Consider the following 17,565-nt stretch of genomic DNA (forward strand, 5'->3'; position numbering starts at 1 on the left):
CTTTGCGGCCGAAAAAATAGGGTAAATCCGAAGACTCACCCCAGAATCAAAAAATGTTGCTTCCATTTATCAGGTTTGTCTGCAAGCGCAACTGAGTTCAATCCAATTCATCACTTTGAAAATGTTGGTTGCCCTGTTACAACAGGAACGCTGTGTGAGCATCGAGCGGTTAGCCACCTTGTTTGCTCAACCGATTCAATTTGAAAGTCGCCGCCGGAATCTCCAACGATTTCTACAACTAACGATTTCTACAACTGCCGCAGTTGAATCTCAAAACTCTGTGGTTGCCCATCCTCAAATATTGGCTGAAGCAGCATTTCCATCGCGGGCAACGGCTGTATCTAATGAAACAGATTAAGTGACTACCTGATCTCGTCCTCCTCAGAGAATGTGTTAGGCACGGACTGAGTCTGAAAGAGTAACTAACTGAGGTGTTGTATTGTAGTTTGCTTTGCTTAGTAGATCTAGGGAGATAAGTAGGTAGAATGTTGATGGCTCAACTCAAAGCATAACTTCTTCCCTTGTCCTACTATCATCAGTATCCCCAAGCGTTTTCTCAAACTTACCTGAGTGAGTTGCAAGGACAAATATTAGCTTGTCCCTACTTTGCCGTAAATAATCTAAATCGTGATTTTGTAGGGACGAAGGGGTTTTCTATAGTATTTCGGCGGTCTCATCTAATGGAGGTCAAGCAGCGTTTCCCTTATCTCAAGCTCTACCTGAATCGGGTAGTGCAACAAGAGTGCAATGCTTTTTACCTCAACCCCCTACTACTCGAACTAGGGTCTCGGGTAGACCCCCACATTGATCGCTCCCTGCGCTCCTACTGCGAAACGATCGCCCCTCCTGTTGTAGTCAGCGTTCTTTATGTCGAGGTACCCACAGATTTAGACGGAGGGGAACTGGTGCTGCGATCACACAAACGCCAAATTGGACAGATTCGCCCCCAACCAAACACCCTGCTATTTTTTCAGGGAGATTTGACCCATTCCGTGAATCCTGTGACGAGTCCAGGTATTCGCCTGAGCCTCGTTTGTGAACAATACAACCTGGATGATGCTCAATTAAGGGAAATCCCAGAACTCCAACTAGAGTCAAGGGCAATTAGAGTAGCGAAGGGGAGAAATAAGCGAAGAAAAAGAAGTTGAAGCAATAGCTTTGGTAAGCAAGTTTCCCTACTGATCTTCCTAACAGATGTGTTTCTTGTGCCTAACGGCGACATTCACCGACTGCCAGTAACTTCTCAACTCTAGCCGATCGCGCTTAACAGTCTGGTGTAATAAAGGGTAAATTGGCTATCATTCTGGAGAACTGCTGTTGACAAAGAAATTATCAAAGCTGAGTATTCAATCTCGCCTCTTTATTCATAAAGATATCTTCCCTGCTCCTTTTTTTTGTTAAGCAGCTTGAAGGATCGTAAGTCCTGATGTAAACAGAATCTTAAATTCAAATAGAAAATGATGGAAGGCAAGGTTAACTGTGATAAAACGACTAAGCAAACTAAGTTGGTGCTTTATTGAAGATAGAATTTGGGGTTGAAAAGAGTATATTCTCTGCCTAGGCGTATAGCCTCAGCTCCCTTCTTTCAACTAGTTAGCGATACCTGCTTAGAAGTAATTCTTTTCAATACTCTATGGCTGGAACTCTCGTAAATGGTGTGGCTAGCGGCGACACAACTCAAACTTCCACAGTGCTTTGGACTCGCAGCACCACTCCTGGTAGAGTCCTGTTTGAATACGCTACTGATGCTGGTTTCAAGTCAATTTTCGGCAAGGCAAGACGACAGGTGAGTGATCCAGCCATTCCCGTTAAAGTGCAGATTAAAGGGTTGGAACCTGCTACACAGTATTACTACCGCGCGACCGACCCGACTGGACAGGCAACAGTTGGTCGCTTTCGAACGCCTGCCCCACAACGATTTTATCAGGGGTTACGATTTGGAGTTTCGGGGGATTGGCAAGGTGAACTGAGTCCCTATGCTTCAATTAGCAACGCAGATGAACGTAACTTAGATTTTTTTATGCAGGTGGGCGATACGCTAGAAGCAGATAGCGAATCTCCAGCTTTACCTGGAGTCACACAGGCAAAGACTCTAGAACAGTTTCGTATCAAACATGCTGAGATCTATAGCGATCGCTTTGGACGCAATTTCTGGGCTGATTTGAGAGCATCAACGCCTACCTATGCGACTTGGGACGATCACGAAATTACCAATGACTTTGCTGGTGGAGCGACGCCAGCGCGATCGCCTCAGAAGCAAGGCATTTTTGGTACAGCGACAGAAGGGTTTGTCAACGACACGCCTGTATTTGATGCAGCTCTGCGCGCCTTTCAAGACTATAAACCATTGCGTGATGAGTTTTATGGCAATACGGCAGATCCTCGAACATCCAATGAGCAAAAGCTATATCGCTTTAACCAATTTGGGCGAGATGCTGCGTCCTTTGTCCTAGATGTGCGATCGTTCCGCGATGCACCGCTACCGTTTTTGGCTGAAACGGCTTCTCCTGATGCTGTCAATCAGTATTTGCAAAACGCCTTTCAGCCTGGACGCACCATGCTGGGAGCAGCACAGCTACAGCAGTTTAAAGCTGATTTATTAGCTGCTCAAAAAGCCGGTACGACCTGGAAGTTCGTCATGTCAAGCGTACCAATTCAAAATTTTGGCATACCAACTTTAGGAGAACGCTGGGAAGGATTTGCCGCAGAGCGAGCTGATTTACTGCGTTTCATTCAGCAGAACAACATTGAGAATGTTGTATTTGTCACTGGAGATTTTCATGGCAATGTAGTTAACAACGTCACTTATCAAGAAGGATTCGGTCAGCCACAAATTCCGACGGGGGTAGTGGATGTGATGACTAGTCCGGTTGGCATTCAACTCACTGTTCCATTCTTACCTGCGCCGTTTAATCAAACCTTTGCTGCTCCGTTTGGAACGGCAACCGTTGCCTTTACACCGCCGAGTCTGCTGGCAACTCAAGGCAAGTCTCAAGCTCAATATCTTGGATTGAGCGATCGCGCTGCCAAAGATCAGTTCGTCCGAGAAGTATTGGATACTCGAATTACAGCATTAGGCAATGATCCGATCGGCTTGGAAGGCTCAGGCATTAATGCTCAACTGCTCCAAGGTCAGTATATTGCGGCTCATACTTATGGTTGGACGGAGTTTGAGATTAACCCGCGTACTCAAAAGTTGTTAGTAACAACCTATGGGGTTAATCCTTATACTCAAGCCGATTTACAGGCAAATCCAGATGCTATTGCTGGACAACAACCGTTCATTGTCAGCCAGTTCACAATTGATCCAGTGGGCTTTAATCCGAAGCAAATTAGCTTACTGGGAACAGATGCGAAAGATGTGCTGTCTGGAACAGGCGGTAATGACCGGATCAAGGGACTCAGAAATAATGATACGTTGGACGGTAAGGCAGGTCGTGATATTTTGCTGGGTAATGAGGGTAAAGATACTCTGCGCGGCAAAGGCGGTGATGATCGGCTAGTCGGTGGTTTCGGCAATGATAGTTTGATCGGCGGAAAAGGTCGCAATATCTATATCGGTGAGCAAGGGCAGGATACATTTGGGATTGAACAAGGCGGACTTGCCATTATTCAAACTTATCAGGATAGCCGCGATCGTCTACAGTTGTTGAACGGATTGAAGTTCAGCAATTTAGAGGTCGTGCAACGAAATGATGATGTGGCGATCGAATTGAACGGTAAAACGCTAGCGGTTCTTAACAACAGTAATGCAATACAGATAACAGGAGCTGACTTTATCTAAATGCTACTGAATGATCGGAAAGTGGCGATCGTAACGGGTGGAGAACAAAAAATCTATTACCTTCCGAATCGACTGCGTGATACAGATATTTCCACACATCCCTAATTTTGATATACGTCTCGTCCACCTTCCAGGAATCAGTCGTCGGCTTTAACTGTCCCCACTACAAGAGTCATCGGCTCCGGTCACGCTGGTAGTTGATACTTCTGTGCCCCTAGCAGTCGGTCAAGCCAGATGTCGTATGAGTTATATGTGAACCTAAGGGTTGTGTCGCAAAAAACAGCCAATGGTAAAGTGAGCAGGCTCAAACTTCTCCCCTTGCCCTCCGATGTCTACTGCTGCTCTGTTTAAGTGGCAGCACTTTCTGCCTGAAATCATCCTGCTCAATGCCCGCTGGTACTGCTGTTACTCCCCCAGCTATCGAGACCTGGAGGAGATGATGCAGGAGCGGGGGATGGGAGTGGATCATTCGACGATCAATCGTTGGGTGCTGAAGTATGCGCCAGAGCTGAACAAACGGATTCGACCGCATCTAAAGCCAACGAACGATTCCTGGAGGGTGGACGAGACGTATATCAAAGCCAAGGGCGTGTGGAAGTATTTGTACCGAGCGGTCGATTCAGAGGGTAACACGCTGGACTTTATGCTGAGTGCCCAGCGGGGTGGCAAGGCAGCTGCCCGGTTCTTGCGCAAAGTGCTCAAGAGTCAGCACACTCAAGCTCCACGAGTGATTACAGTGGACAAGAATGCGGCTTACCCAGTGGCAATAGACGCTCTCAAAGCAGATGAGACGATGGAAAAAGAGACCAAATTAAGGCAGGGCGGATATTTGAATAATGGGATTGAGCAAGAGCATCGATCGATTAAACGCGTTGTGAAACCGATGATGGAATTTAAGACGTTCAACAGCGCGAGAAGCACTTTGCATGGGATCGAGGCGATGAACATGGTCTGCAAAGGACAAGTAAACGGCATCAAACAAGGGGACAGGATGTCTCAAGTAAAATTTATCGAAGCGATCTTTAGAATTGCTGGTTACGAGAATGCAGACGATACCATCGTTTGTCCTTAACAAGTTCTTGCGACACAACCCCTCCTGAAAGCCCTGTAAACTCAAGGTTCTAGCTTTAGCATTGTTTATTGTTTCAATGCTACTTAAACCCGGACTGCCATAGATTAACAATCGTTCCGAATTAAAGCGTCTGCCAGAAATAGGTGCCAAGATGGGGATGATTTTCCTGATCGTCCGTCATGTTGAACGTTTACTGGCTCTGTTTCGCGATCGGTGGGGCATTTGTACTTCTGGCTGTCCTGGGTGGACTTGACGGCGCAGATTTTGGCGATGCTGATGTTCCCTTCGATCCCGATGTAGAGCTGTTGGATGCAGCCGATTGTCCTCAGCAAGCTTCTATCTACCAGCAAAACTCTTGGTCTTCCGCGCTCCGTATCTTCAGTAGCCTCAAGTTTTGGACGTTCAGCATTTGTTTCTTTGGGCTGACCGGGCTGGTATTATCCCACCTTTCTTTTTCTGTGGCTCCACTGGTAGTAGCGATCGTTTCCGTCCTGATGGGCATCCTATGCGGAGCTCTCGTTGCAGGTAGTCTGCGGGCATTACGCCAGCAAAAATCGAATAGCCTGATTCGGTCTGATGATTTAGTGGGATTAACTGGAACGGTCGAGCTACCGTTTGACAAGGAGAGTCGCGGGAAGGTGCGGTTACAGATTAAAGGGAACTTGATCGATTCGATCGCCTATACCAGTGACGATAAATCCTTGAACGTGGGAGACCGAGTGCTGGTCATTGGCAGAGAGCAGAATCGCCTGTGGGTTGTAGCCGCAGAGAGTTTAGGTGAGGAGGATAAGAATCTGGGATAGAGGGTTAAACGAGTACTGAACCAGTGATAGCGCAGCTTCTTAGAAGCAGTGCTAGTACATCAAAAAAGAAGCGATTTTTCCGATTTAATGATTAGATAGCAGAATGTGATGAGCAAACAATTTACTGAACCTAGATATCAATTCAAAGCAGCACAGACATCGGAAGGTGTAACCGTTGAAATTGCTCAGGCGAATATCGGAGGAGAGAATCGAACAAACGACTCATCCTCTTTGCTGTCGATGGCTCCGCTGTTTGGACTATCTATCCTGGGAGCCATTCTGTTTGTCTGGTTTGTCAAATGCTTCATGCAGATCTGCAATCCCAACGAAATCTTAATTCTATCGGGGCGTAAGCATCGAACCAAGGAAGGGCAAGAAGTTGGCTATCGGGTCATCTTTGGCGGACGCACGATCGTCATACCCATTCTGGAAACCGTGACACGGATGGACTTAACTACGATGCCCGTTCCGGTAGAAGTCAAAAATGCGTATTCTAAGGGCGGTATTCCGCTGCGAATCCAGGCGATCGCCAATGTCAAAGTATCCAGCGATCCGGTTGTAGTCGGCAATGCAATCGAGCGGTTTTTGGGACGCGATCGGTCTGAAATTTCCCGTGTGGCGCGCGAAACCCTGGAAGGCAACTTGCGGGGCGTTGTTGCCATGCTCACGCCGGAACAGATCAACGAAGATCGACTACAGTTTGCTGAACGTATGGCTGGAGATGTGTCGCGGGATCTGGCAAAACTGGGCTTGCAGCTGGACATTCTCAAAATTCAAAGCGTTGCTGACGATGTGGACTATCTCAGCTCGATTGGACGCAAGCGCATTTCTCAGATTGTCCGAGATGCCGAAATCGCGGAAGCGGAAGCAATGAGCCAGGCAGAGCGGATTGAAGCAGACTGTCACCAGCAGGCAGCGGTGGCAAAATCCCAAGCACTGGCAGTCATTCAGCAGAAGCAGAACGAGCTACGCAAAATTAAGGCAGAACTGGAGCAGCAGGCACGATCGGAAGAAGAACGAACCAAAGCTGCCGAAAAGGAAGCCCGTGCTCGTGCGGAACAGGAGCTTCAAACGGTTCGCGCTGAACTGGAGCGGTTACGTCTGGAAGCGGATCAGGTTCTTCCTGCTGAGGCGGAGAAACAGGCAAAAGCATTGCAGGCAAAAGGCAGTGCGGCTCAGCTTGCAGAAAATGCCAAAGCAGCAGCACTGGTCAACGATATGCTGTCCAAAGTGTGGCAGGAAACGGGAGTCGATGCGGCAGAAGTCTTTCTGATTCAGCAGATTGAGATGGTGCTGCAAGAAGCGGCAAAAATTCCAACTCGGTTGAATCTGCAACAGGTGAGCGTAATCGACAACGGTGACGGCAAGGCACTCGCGAGCTTAATCAACGTCTATCCCGAAGTTGTGCGTCAATTCCTCGATCGCGTTGATCAAACTTTGGGCATCGATGTCGCCGCTACGCTAAAACATCGCAACGGTTATAACGGTCATAAGGGCCATAAGGGTTACAACGGAGAACAGTCATGATTGAGGCACTCGTCGCTTTACTGGCAATTTTAGGAGCGGGAACCGGAACCGGATTTTTCGTCATTCGCAACCTGTATTACATCTGCCAGCCCAACGAAGTGCTGATTTTTGCAGGCAGTTCTCACGAGCTTGGCGACGGTCGTAAGGTGGGGTATCGCCTGGTGAAAGGCGGCAGCAGTGTGCGAGTTCCGCTGTTAGAGCGGGTGCTGCGCATGGATTTAACCAATATGATTATTGATCTGCGTGTATCGAACGCCTACTCCAGAGGCGGCATTCCGCTGACGGTGGAAGGGGTAGCAAACATTAAAATTGCGGGGGAAGAACCTGCGATCCATAATGCGATCGAGCGTTTGCTGGGGAAGAGCCGCCAGGAGATTGAACAAATGGCAAAGGAAACCCTGGAAGGGAATCTGCGCGGCGTATTAGCAAGCCTGACACCAGAGCAGGTGAACGAAGACAAAATTGCGTTTGCGAAAAGCCTGCTGGACGAAGCTGAAGAAGATCTGGGCAAACTGGGACTGGTGCTGGATACGCTGCAAATCCAGAATATTTCCGATGATGTGCGCTACCTCAATTCGATCGGGCGCAAACAACAAGCAGATATGCTGCGCGATGCCCGGATTGCCGAAGCTAAGGCAAAATCTGAATCGTCAATCCAAACGGCTGAGAACGAAAAAATTACGGCACTGAGCCGGATTGAGCGTGATACCGGGATTGCAAGAGCGGATGCTGATCGCCGAGTGAAAGATGCCATTACCAAACGCGATGCCGTAATTGCAGAAGCCCTGGCAGAAATTGCTTCAGAACTGGTGCGGATTCAGGCTGAAGTGCCTGTCCAGCACGAACGGATCAAGCAGGTTGAACAACAACTCCAGGCTGATGTTGTAGCCCTCGCAGAAGCAGGCTGTAAGGAAGCGATCGCCCGTGCGCAGGGGAATGCTTCCCAAATTATCGAAGAAGGGAAAGCAAGAGCTGAAGGAACCCGCCGTCTGGCAGAATCCTGGCGATCGGCTGGACCCAACGCCCGCGATATTTACCTGCTTCAGCGACTGGAAACCTTGCTCAAAACGCTCACCGAGGCTGTACCGGATGTCACGGTACACAATCTGACAGTGATTGATGCTCAGGGCGGCACGACAGCCACCAAACTCGCTGCCTTTATAGAGCAGTTCCAACAAACGACGGGCGTTGATTTATCAGAAACTCTACAACGTTTGACGAGTTCTCAGCAGCTTCCTTCAGAGCTCAGTACGGGACAAAAGCTTGCAAAGGAAGAGCAGGAAAGGGTTTCATGAGAATTACCACATTCCAACTATGAAACCCTATGAATCAGATTACTCGAATCCAGTAAACCTTGCAGCCCATCTGGGTTGGCACGGTGCACGATCCAGCTTTTTAGCTCTCTTTCTAGTCGCGGTTTTTAGTGGTGCATTAAACTAAGGTGGGATAGGTAGCAATGGCGTGCCAATTCTATGCTCGCGTCGTTAATCCAAAACCAGGAGGGGAACGATATCATTGCTTATGGCGGTGTAACCTTTGTATCGGCTCTCATCCAACACAAGCTTATTGATGAGTTTTATTTGTTTATTAATCCAGTTGCAATTGGTAATGGAATGACTATTTTCAGAGAACTTGACCGTAGACAAGATTTGACATTAGTAAAATCAACATCATTTGAATGTGGTATTGTTGCTCTGAATTACGAGCCGAAACGCAGTTAGGAGATATGGAAAGTGGACAGCTTTCATATCTTTTACTCAATCTAAACTGTTGCAAATTTCTAATTAGATTGGATGTTAGACTGAACTTCGCTCAACCGACGCTTTAGGAAGCGGCGCTCACTGTCATTTGTCACCAATTCTAGTGCTCGCCTATAGCTCTGGGTCGCTTCCTCTGATGCTCCGACACGCCGTAATAAATCCGCACGGGTAGCATGAAACAGATGATAGCTGTCAAGTTCTGGGGCAAGGCTATCAATCAGTTCAAACGCCGCTTGAGGACTATCTGCCATCGCGATCGCCACCGCTCGATTCAAGGTCACAATGGGTGAAGGCTGCAAGCGTTCCAACACCTCATAGAGCCGCACGATTTGTGCCCAATCTGTTTCTTCGGCTCGTCCAGCCTGGCAGTGCAGGGCGGCGATCGCTGCTTGCAGGGCATACACTCCCGTTCCACTGCGTAGGGCTTCTTCCACCAAGGGCAAAGCCTCCGCAATTTGTTGGTGGTTCCAACGACTCCGATCCTGATCTTGCAACAGAATCAGATTGCCAGCTTCATCCAGACGGGCATCGCGCCGCGAGTCGTGCAGCAACATCAGTGCCACCAGTGCTGTGACTTCAGACGGGGGTTGGGGTGACATCAATTGCCGCACCAGTTGTCCCAGTCGAATCGCTTCAGTGCAGAGGTCCGCCCGCACCATCGAGTCTCCTTTCGTCGCGGCATAACCTTCGTTAAAGATGAGGTAGATTACTGCCAATACTGCCTCTATCCTCGGATATAGATCAGTTATGTCAGGCACTTTGTAGGGAATGCCTGCGTCTCGAATTTTGCGTTTGGCACGAACTAGTCGTTGCGCCATCGTTGCAGTAGGAACCAGAAAGGCGCGAGCAATTTCGTCAGTTTCCAGTCCACCGAGCATTCGTAGGGTCAATGCCACCTGAGTTTCGATCGCTAGTGCCGGGTGGCAGCAAGTAAAGATTAATCGCAGGCGATCATCTCCAATTTCATCGCTGTCGTAGGTTGGTTCTTCGCTCGATGGAATCAACCCTGATGCCGCGTACCAGTCTAGTTTTTCGGTCAGTCGTGTCCGTCGTCGGAGGCGATCGATCGCCTTGTACCGTGCGGTTCGGATGATCCAGGCACGGGGAAGATCGGGAATACCACTGGTTTCCCACTGGTTTACTGCTGCTGCAAACGCCTCCTGTGCGGCTTCTTCAGCCAGATCAAAATCTCCTAGCAGCCGAATCAGGATAGCAACAATGCGTCCCCATTCAGTTCGATAAATCGAGGCAATTGCTTGAGCAACATCTGATTTTGGAGTTGAAGCCATACCTGTCATAAAAAGACACAAAGTTTTTTTAGCAAGGTGTCGATTTGAGGAGTTCTCGTTCGACTGAGTAACAAAGGCAGTAAGGTTCAATTGTACTAAATAGAAGTTTTTCAACAAGATGTCGATTTGAGTAATTCCCATTCGACTTAACTACAAAGGAGGCAACCCAATGAAATATTTGCTGCTGATATATATGGACGAAACCGCCATGAGCGACTCTGAGCGAGAGCATTGCTACGTGGAATCTGCCCAAGTCGCCCAGGATCTCCATACGAAGGGACAATTTGTGGCAACGGCTCCACTCCATCCTGTGGCAACCGCAACCAGTGTTCAAGTCCGTGACGGCAAATCACTGGTGACAGATGGACCGTTTGCCGAAACCCGCGAACAATTGGGCGGATTCTTCCTCGTTAATGCTCAGGATTTGGATGAAGCCATTGCGATCGCCACCCAAATCCCAGGTGCAAAAGTTGGTACCGTCGAAATCCGTCCTGTAATTGAAGTTGCGGGACTACCAGCACAGTCATGACCGTCCTCAACCGCTTGAACTTAAGGAGAACCTTCATGCAAAACAATCCCAAAATCACTCCCTGTTTATGGTTTGATGATCAAGCCGAAGCAGCCGCTCAGTTTTATACGTCAATTTTTCGCAATTCCAAGATCGTCCACATCAGCCGATATGGAGAAGCAGGGCAGGAAATTCACGGAAAACCAGCCGGAACCGTTATGACCGTCAGCTTTGAACTAGATGGTCAGCCGTTCACAGCGCTGAACGGAGGTCCGGCCTTCAAATTTAACGAGGCAATTTCCTTCCAGGTCTCTTGCGATACCCAGGAGGAAGTGGACGATTACTGGCAAAAACTGTCTGTAAGTGGGGATGAAACCGCACAGCAATGCGGCTGGCTCAAAGATCAATATGGCGTCTCGTGGCAAATTATTCCTCGCATTCTCATTGAATTGCTCAATCACCCCGATGCGGCAACATCTCAAAAAGTTACAACTGCCATGCTGCAAATGAAGAAGATCGAAATTGATGAACTCAAGCGTGTCGCTGCGAGTTAGCGGTTCCTTCGGAGTTGCGCTTTGCGCTAATCAGCACACCAAACCCCTAGCAATTCAACTTAAAACCACTCAACAGGAGATTTCACAATGAAAGTCATGGTCATCGTCAAAGCAACCCAAGACTCCGAAACTGGCATCATGCCAAGCGAACAGCTTTTGACTGAAATGGGACAGTACAACGAAGAATTAGCCAGGGCCGGTATCTTGCTAGCTGGTGAGGGGCTTCATCCTAGTTCAAAAGGGGTGCGAGTTCACTTTTCAGGAACGGATCGCACTGTCATTAAGGGACCATTCACTCCAGCGCAGGAACTAGTTGCAGGGTACTGGCTGTGGCAGGTGAACTCAATTGAAGACGCGATCGCTTGGGTGAAGCGCTGCCCTAACCCAATGCCAGGAGAATCCGAGATTGAGATCCGTCCCATATTCGAGGCAGAGGATTTTGGTGAAGCCCTGACCCCCGAATTAAGGGAGCAGGAAGACCGCATTCGCGCCCAGATTGAAACGCAACAGCAAGAGTAATTTCATCAGTTGCCGCGCAAATGATGTTCACGCGCGAACGATCAGCTCATCAAAACGCAGAATCAATTAAGAAAGGAGAAATCAATGCAATTCAATCCTTACCTGATGTTCAACGGCAACTGTGAGGCAGCGTTCAAGTTCTACGAGCAATGTCTCGGCGGCAAAATCACTATGATGATGACTCACAAAGAAGCACCTTCCGCAGAAGAGGTCTCACCGGAATGGCATGACAAAATTATGCACGCCTGTCTTGAGTTGGACGATCGCCTCTTAATGGGATCTGACTGCCCACCCGGATATTTTGAAACCCCTCAAGGTTTCTACGTGCAGGTTAGTGTACCTGAACCATCCGAAGCAGAACGAATTTTTCACGCTCTGGCAGAAAACGGCAAAGTGAAAATGGCGATCGCCCCAACCTTCTGGTCAGTTCGCTTTGGTATGTTGGTCGATCAGTTCGGTACACCTTGGATGGTCAACTGTGAGCAGGTTGTTTGACCCTCTTACCGCCCTTCACCTCTAGTTTCACAGACTGTCCTACAACACACTACACAGGAGAAACCATGAGTACTCAAATTTTCGTCAATCTACCTGTCAAAAATCTCAAGCAATCGATCGAGTTTTTTACACAACTCGGTTTTCAGTTCAATCCTGAATTTACCGACGAAACGGCCACTTGCATGATTGTTTCTGAGAACATCTTCGTGATGCTCTTGACTCATGAAAAGTTCAAGACGTTCACGCCAAATGCGATTTGTGATGCTACCCAAAGTACCGAAGTGCTGGTATGTCTATCGGCTCAGAGCCGAGCAAAAATAGACGAGATGGTTCGTCAAGCAGTCGCCTTTGGTGGCACAACCTATAAAGAGCCGCAAGACCATGGATTTATGTATGGTCATGGATTTCAAGATTTAGATGGTCATATTTGGGAACTGGTTTACATGGAACCCAGCGCAAGCGATTAAGCTGAATCTACCCAGAAGGTATAGGTGTAAGCTATCACAGCAACATAGCTTTTGATCTAAGTTCAATCATTACACTATGGAGATCTGCATGATTCAAAATGCAATTGCACATCCAGAAATCGTTGGAAGAGACGAATGGCTGTCTGCTCGTAAAACATTGCTTGAACATGAGAAAGAATTGACCAAGCATCGCGATCGGATCAACGTAGAACGACGCAGACTACCAATGGTCAAACTTGAGAAGGAATATACCTTTGAAGGGTCAAATGGTTCTACCAAACTCGTTGATTTGTTTGAGGAACGAACCCAACTGATCGTCTATCACTTCATGTTTGCTCCAGAGTGGGAGAATGGCTGTATGGGTTGCACAGGCTACGTGAATGCCTTGGGTGATCTGTCAACGTTGAATGAGCGTGACACAACCTTCGTGCTGGTCTCCCGTGCCCCATTCCCCAAACTGGAAGCCTACAAGAGGCTGAAGGGATGGACGGTTCCCTGGTATTCCTCCTTTGGCAGCGATTTTAACTACGATTTCCATGTCACGCTAGACGAAAACATCGCGCCTATTGAATACAACTATCGGGACAAAGCGGAGTTAAAGAAACGAAATGGACCGAATGTAATGCAAGGCGAGAGTCACGGACTCAGCGTTTTCTTCCGCTTGGGTAACGATGTTTTCCACACCTACTCGACTTACGCCCGTGGCGTTGAATCTCTGACCGACGCCTACAGCCTGCTGGATATGACTCCCTACGGACGGCAGGAAGACTTTGAAGACTCACCACCTGGGTATCCGCAAAAGCCGACGTATGGATGAGACGCGGCACTTCTACGCCAGCTTTACTGCAATCTGAATCCTCCATCATTCATCACAAGGAGACAAAAAATGGAAACTACGCAAACTCAACAAACTTCACCTATGCCTGCTCAACCTCAAAAAGAACATCAGTGGCTCCAGAAACTCATCGGTGAGTGGACCTATGAAACCGAAGCGATGATAGGACCCGATCAACCTCCCGTAAAATCAACGGGAGCAGAAACTGTGCGCTCACTGGGTGGACTTTGGATATTGGCAGAAGGACAGGGCGAGATGCCTTGCACTGGTCATGCAACAACGCTAATGACCCTCGGCTACGACCCACAGAAGCAACGTTATGTGGGCACCTGGATCGGCTCAATGATGACGTATCTCTGGCAATACGAGGGTGAATTAGATGCAGGGGAAACCGTGCTGACGCTCAACTCTGATGGACCTGTCATGACGGGTGAGGAGAAAATAGGAAAGTACAAAGATGTGATCGAGTTCAAAAGCGATGATCACCGGGTATTGACCTCCCATATGTTGAGAGATGACGGGCAGTGGCAGCACTTCATGACCGCCCATTATTGGCGCAAGCAATAAGACGTATCGTTCCGTTGATGAAACCAAGTCCTGCACAACGACTGAGCCAAAGCATGGCATCCGGCATAGCTCGAAATAGTTGCTGGTAGTTGAAGATGCGATCTGCTTTAGCAGATATCTCTTCGAGATCGCTTGTCATTCCCATTAGCCAGGACACCACAAGCGCTACAACAAACGGAAAAAACATCCATGCGATGCCCAATATTATCTGCCATTTGGGTGTCGCGTGGATCTTTCGTTTCCATTGAGGAAGATACAGGAGACTACGAATCACCAATGCTACACCAATGGCTGTTAACATTGCGAGACTGATAGCTGGCACTGTTTGTTGGATCCGTTTTATTGCCTGCCAGTCGTCTTCCAGAAACTGTTTAGATCATTGGATATTTGAGTCCGGCAACCTATGCAGCGTCAGCCTTAAAACAAACGTTGCTAAAACCTATGCTCCAGCACATCGTTATTGATCTGGTTGCGCTCATAGAATTCTCGGCTCTTACTTTCTGGCTGGTGGCGCGCAAGCTGAAGTGAATGATTAAGGTTCGCTTTATTGATTAATTGCGATGATTAGCGTTCGTAAAGATATCAATGCTCATATATTTTTTCTGTATCACCATCCAGCCAATACCGTTAAAATCTTCATCATGGAAATTCTCATTAACTTTGCCACACTTCGCCGAATACTTTCTCTTCTGTCAATTCCTGAGATAAAACAGGAGATATGAACCAGAGGAGAAATAAGGCTGTAAAGCTAATCACCGCGATCGTCACATATTTTGCCGGCTAGAAAAGTGAGCCATCATCGTTTTAATTCCTACTGAAATCAATCTGAAATTTCTGAGACTGCGTACATTATGGCTGATATTTTCTTTAATCTGCCATCGAAATGCTGACCGAAATATCTGTTTAAGATAGGATCGACGATCGCATTATTAGCCTCAATGTCATCAGGGTGAGGAGAATAATACCTGGGACTAAGATACCAGATTAGACAATATAAATCAGCCCGATCGTCAAACTCTGGCTCTAGCGGATAAACTGCATCACAGGCTTCATAAATGGTTTTTGCGACACAACCTGCTGGCTTGCTTTAATAATCTTTAGGGATTGGTTCTCTTCCAGGTGTAGTCTAAACTTACCCCTGTTGAAGTGCGGAACGCTTCCTAAATTCCTTCAAGCGAGTATCTTCTAGCCCCTTAAGCCGGCTGTGTCGAAAAATTGGTGAATAGTAAGGTAAGCCTAGCGTATATCCTATTATGGTTAAGAAATATTTGCGCTTTCTGATTTACGGCTCTCTTGGATTAATCACTGCGCTTTACCTCAGCGGATGTGAAGCTTCGATTCCAAAAGATACGCAAGTGTATGAAGTAAACGGTGCCAAGGTCTGCGATTATCAACAGCGCACGCCTGCCTTCCAGGACGATTGTAATAACAACAATGGTTCTTCTGGCTACTACTACAACCCCGGTAGCTCCACCATTTTCTACCGCAGTGGAACTGGAGATCCAGTTGTTGTGGAACGAAATGTTCCTCGATATCAAACGAACACAGGCGGTACAGTTCCTCTAAAAGCCCCGGTCATTACAAATCAATCCGGTAGTCCGTTGATGAACGGCGATTCGGTAATCACATCAACTTCAAGGAGCACTTCAACAACGATCAATACAACTCCCGTTCGTTCCACCGCCTCATTTGACGCACCGGGCGTTGGCAGGGTCAATGCTGGAAAAACAACCAGTGCCAGTCGAGGACTCAGCTTTGGTCGTAGTGGATCTAGAGGAGTTGGAGGTTAGACATGAAATCACTACAGGATGCTCTAAGTAGCCAATCAAAAAAACAGTTCTTCGATCGCTTATCTGAGGAAGCGTATTCCAATCTTCCCGCTGACGTTCTAACTTTGTTCGAAGGAAGCGACAAAGATCATCGACCCTATCTTGTCTTTGACCCGCTGGTAGTCAGTTCTAATTTCTGTCAAGCCATCCGAAAAGCGGCTGAAGAATTTTGGGCACTTTCCACGTCAACCGCTCAGATTTTCCAAAATTTGACAGATATAGAAATTTTAGAATGGGGTTATCCTGAGGATTATGTTCCTCAGTTCCTGGCATGCAACACTCCCGCTTTAGAAATGCGGCTAGATATTGCTGTCAATCCCATCGCTTTCAGTCAAGGTCAGTTTCAGCTAAGCGACTTCAAAGTACTGGAAGCGAACGCTGCGACACCGGGATTCTGGGCAGAGACATTCGTGTTCAACACGCTGATTGCCGAGCATTTTGGATATCAGTGTCCAAACAAACACTTGGGAGAGGTTCAGACCCAGGACTTTGTTCAGTACCTTAAGAAGGCTTTCCCAAGTTATCGACACGGGAAGGATGTGGTCTACTTTTCCTTTCCGTATGCTGGAGCGCATGAGGATATTCTGTCGTTCGATGCCAGAATAGGATACTTCCAGCAGCTTGGCGGCAAGGCTAAATTTCTATACACTGAGGACTTGGTGATTGAAACAGACATCGCCAAAAACGTTGCCCTGAAGACACCGGAGGGTGATGTCGTTCAATACCTGTTTCTTCACTATCCCAACGAATGGCTAGTTGAAGATACGGGTGAAATGGTTAGCGACCATGACTTTAGCACCATTCCTGCGGCAAGACCATGGGACTATCTTCAGCAGCTTGTGCTGGAGCATCAGCTTTATCGGGTGCCGCCCATCCGGTCTGAAGTCATTCAAAATAAAGGTTTCTTCGCATTCCTGTGGGAAGGCGTTCACTCGGATCGCTTTGATCCGGACACCCAACACTGGATCAAAACGCTCATTCCTCAAACCTACTGCACCTATGAAGAGGCAAAGTCTCATCAGCTAGGACAGGTGTGGGAAAAGCCCATCTACGGTCGAGAAGGGGCAGGGATTGTTCTGTGGGAGGACAATGAAGCAGTGATCGATACCTATGACCCCAGCTTTGATGATAAGGACTGGTATAAGAACATGTTGGCGGTTTATCAGGAGGACTGCCCAATGCCCACTTACTCGTTTGAAGATGAATCGCTATTGCTGATGTTTACCGTTTACCTGTCATCAACAGGTCGAGCCACAGGCATTGGCTGTCGCGCTGTACCGCAATCTAAACGGGTAATTGATGCAAAGCAGGGCTTGTGGATTCCCGTTGCCCTGTAACCTCATCCCTCCGAGTTCACTCCAATGAACACTCATCACACCCCTCAACCGCTATCTGATACTCAGACCCAAACGATCGCTACGGCGGTTTGTTATAACTGGTTGTGGGTTTTGCATAAAAGTTGATAGGAGAGATTGAATAGCAAGGCCAAGTTGAGCTTTTAAAGGAACAGAACGATCGATTAGGATCGATTTCCTGCTACTCTTGCCCATATTTCT

19 protein-coding genes and 1 pseudogene are annotated in these 17,565 nt (G+C 47.8%); 17 read left to right on the forward strand and 3 right to left on the reverse strand.

The features are described from left to right. Positions 1-121: 121 nt before the first annotated feature. The 3 genes from NDA02_RS23265 to NDA02_RS23275 all read left to right on the forward strand — a co-directional run bounded on the left by NDA02_RS23265 (position 122) and on the right by NDA02_RS23275 (position 3,784). Positions 122-358, forward strand: coding sequence for a hypothetical protein (locus NDA02_RS23265; RefSeq protein WP_190791480.1), 237 nt, complete (start codon positions 122-124; stop codon positions 356-358). 163 nt (positions 359-521) lie between these two features. Continuing rightward, a complete protein-coding gene (locus tag NDA02_RS23270) occupies positions 522-1,148 on the forward strand; it encodes a 2OG-Fe(II) oxygenase (RefSeq protein WP_190791481.1) in 627 nt (208 codons plus the stop codon). 485 nt (positions 1,149-1,633) lie between these two features. Then, positions 1,634-3,784 carry an alkaline phosphatase D family protein gene (locus tag NDA02_RS23275; protein WP_348256025.1) on the forward strand — a complete coding sequence of 717 codons (2,151 nt, stop codon included), beginning with the start codon at positions 1,634-1,636 and terminating at the stop codon, positions 3,782-3,784. A gap of 55 nt (positions 3,785-3,839) precedes the next feature. On the opposite strand, the pseudogene NDA02_RS23280 reads toward NDA02_RS23275, so the two are convergent. Continuing rightward, positions 3,840-3,938, reverse strand: a pseudogene (locus NDA02_RS23280) (DDE-type integrase/transposase/recombinase); the annotation flags it as partial. Positions 3,939-4,112: 174 nt separating this feature from the next. Between NDA02_RS23280 and NDA02_RS23285 the strand changes: the two are divergent. The 5 genes from NDA02_RS23285 (at position 4,113) to NDA02_RS23305 (ending at position 8,907) form a co-directional block, all read left to right on the forward strand. Further along, entirely contained in the window at positions 4,113-4,856 is a 744-nt protein-coding gene (locus NDA02_RS23285; protein ID WP_190789940.1) for an IS6 family transposase, read from the forward strand. 179 nt (positions 4,857-5,035) lie between these two features. Beyond that, complete coding sequence (locus tag NDA02_RS23290) at positions 5,036-5,659, forward strand: NfeD family protein (RefSeq protein ID WP_199296311.1); 624 nt, start codon at positions 5,036-5,038, stop codon at positions 5,657-5,659. 108 nt (positions 5,660-5,767) lie between these two features. Continuing rightward, the gene (locus tag NDA02_RS23295; RefSeq protein WP_190789939.1) at positions 5,768-7,186 is read left to right on the forward strand and encodes an SPFH domain-containing protein; all 1,419 of its coding nucleotides are present in this window, start codon (positions 5,768-5,770) and stop codon (positions 7,184-7,186) included. Continuing rightward, entirely contained in the window at positions 7,183-8,481 is a 1,299-nt protein-coding gene (locus NDA02_RS23300) for an SPFH domain-containing protein (protein WP_190789938.1), read from the forward strand. Before NDA02_RS23295 ends, NDA02_RS23300 begins: the two co-directional genes overlap by 4 nt. Positions 8,482-8,658: 177 nt before the next feature. Then, positions 8,659-8,907, forward strand: coding sequence for a dihydrofolate reductase family protein (locus tag NDA02_RS23305; RefSeq protein WP_190789937.1), 249 nt, complete (start codon positions 8,659-8,661; stop codon positions 8,905-8,907). Positions 8,908-8,966: 59 nt separating this feature from the next. Here NDA02_RS23305 and NDA02_RS23310 read toward each other — a convergent pair whose 3' ends face one another. Continuing rightward, positions 8,967-10,244: an RNA polymerase sigma factor gene (locus tag NDA02_RS23310; RefSeq protein WP_190789753.1), complete on the reverse strand. Its 1,278-nt coding sequence runs from the start codon at positions 10,242-10,244 to the stop codon at positions 8,967-8,969. A gap of 160 nt (positions 10,245-10,404) precedes the next feature. On the opposite strand from NDA02_RS23310, the gene NDA02_RS23315 reads away from it, so the two are divergent. The 7 genes from NDA02_RS23315 to NDA02_RS23345 all read left to right on the forward strand — a co-directional run bounded on the left by NDA02_RS23315 (position 10,405) and on the right by NDA02_RS23345 (position 14,180). Continuing rightward, the gene (locus NDA02_RS23315) at positions 10,405-10,764 is read left to right on the forward strand and encodes a YciI family protein (protein WP_190789752.1); all 360 of its coding nucleotides are present in this window, start codon (positions 10,405-10,407) and stop codon (positions 10,762-10,764) included. A 35-nt stretch (positions 10,765-10,799) separates the two neighbouring features. Further along, positions 10,800-11,297: a VOC family protein gene (locus NDA02_RS23320; RefSeq protein ID WP_190789751.1), complete on the forward strand. Its 498-nt coding sequence runs from the start codon at positions 10,800-10,802 to the stop codon at positions 11,295-11,297. A gap of 87 nt (positions 11,298-11,384) precedes the next feature. Then, positions 11,385-11,816, forward strand: a complete 432-nt coding sequence (locus NDA02_RS23325) for a YciI family protein (RefSeq protein ID WP_190789750.1) — start codon at positions 11,385-11,387, stop codon at positions 11,814-11,816. Positions 11,817-11,900: 84 nt separating this feature from the next. Beyond that, positions 11,901-12,311, forward strand: a complete 411-nt coding sequence (locus NDA02_RS23330) for a VOC family protein (RefSeq protein ID WP_190789749.1) — start codon at positions 11,901-11,903, stop codon at positions 12,309-12,311. A 65-nt stretch (positions 12,312-12,376) separates the two neighbouring features. Next, a complete protein-coding gene (locus NDA02_RS23335; RefSeq protein WP_190789748.1) occupies positions 12,377-12,778 on the forward strand; it encodes a VOC family protein in 402 nt (133 codons plus the stop codon). Between the two features lie 88 nt (positions 12,779-12,866). Beyond that, a complete protein-coding gene (locus NDA02_RS23340) occupies positions 12,867-13,595 on the forward strand; it encodes a DUF899 domain-containing protein (RefSeq protein ID WP_190789747.1) in 729 nt (242 codons plus the stop codon). A gap of 69 nt (positions 13,596-13,664) precedes the next feature. Beyond that, a complete protein-coding gene (locus NDA02_RS23345; RefSeq protein WP_348249293.1) occupies positions 13,665-14,180 on the forward strand; it encodes a DUF1579 domain-containing protein in 516 nt (171 codons plus the stop codon). Here the strand turns inward: NDA02_RS23345 and NDA02_RS23350 are convergent. Then, positions 14,149-14,481, reverse strand: coding sequence for a hypothetical protein (locus tag NDA02_RS23350; protein ID WP_348249294.1), 333 nt, complete (start codon positions 14,479-14,481; stop codon positions 14,149-14,151). The two genes, NDA02_RS23345 and NDA02_RS23350, sit on opposite strands and share 32 nt — an antisense overlap. 952 nt (positions 14,482-15,433) lie before the next feature. On the opposite strand from NDA02_RS23350, the gene NDA02_RS23355 reads away from it, so the two are divergent. Next, complete coding sequence (locus NDA02_RS23355) at positions 15,434-15,970, forward strand: phage tailspike protein (RefSeq protein ID WP_190794877.1); 537 nt, start codon at positions 15,434-15,436, stop codon at positions 15,968-15,970. A gap of 2 nt (positions 15,971-15,972) precedes the next feature. Then, the gene (locus NDA02_RS23360) at positions 15,973-17,346 is read left to right on the forward strand and encodes a glutathionylspermidine synthase family protein (RefSeq protein ID WP_190794876.1); all 1,374 of its coding nucleotides are present in this window, start codon (positions 15,973-15,975) and stop codon (positions 17,344-17,346) included. The last annotated feature ends 219 nt before the right edge of the window (positions 17,347-17,565 follow it).

Origin of the sequence: Leptolyngbya sp. ST-U4, from assembly GCF_039962215.1 — a bacterium.
In the GTDB taxonomy this organism is placed as follows: Bacteria; Cyanobacteriota; Cyanobacteriia; order Elainellales; family Elainellaceae; genus Leptolyngbya_A.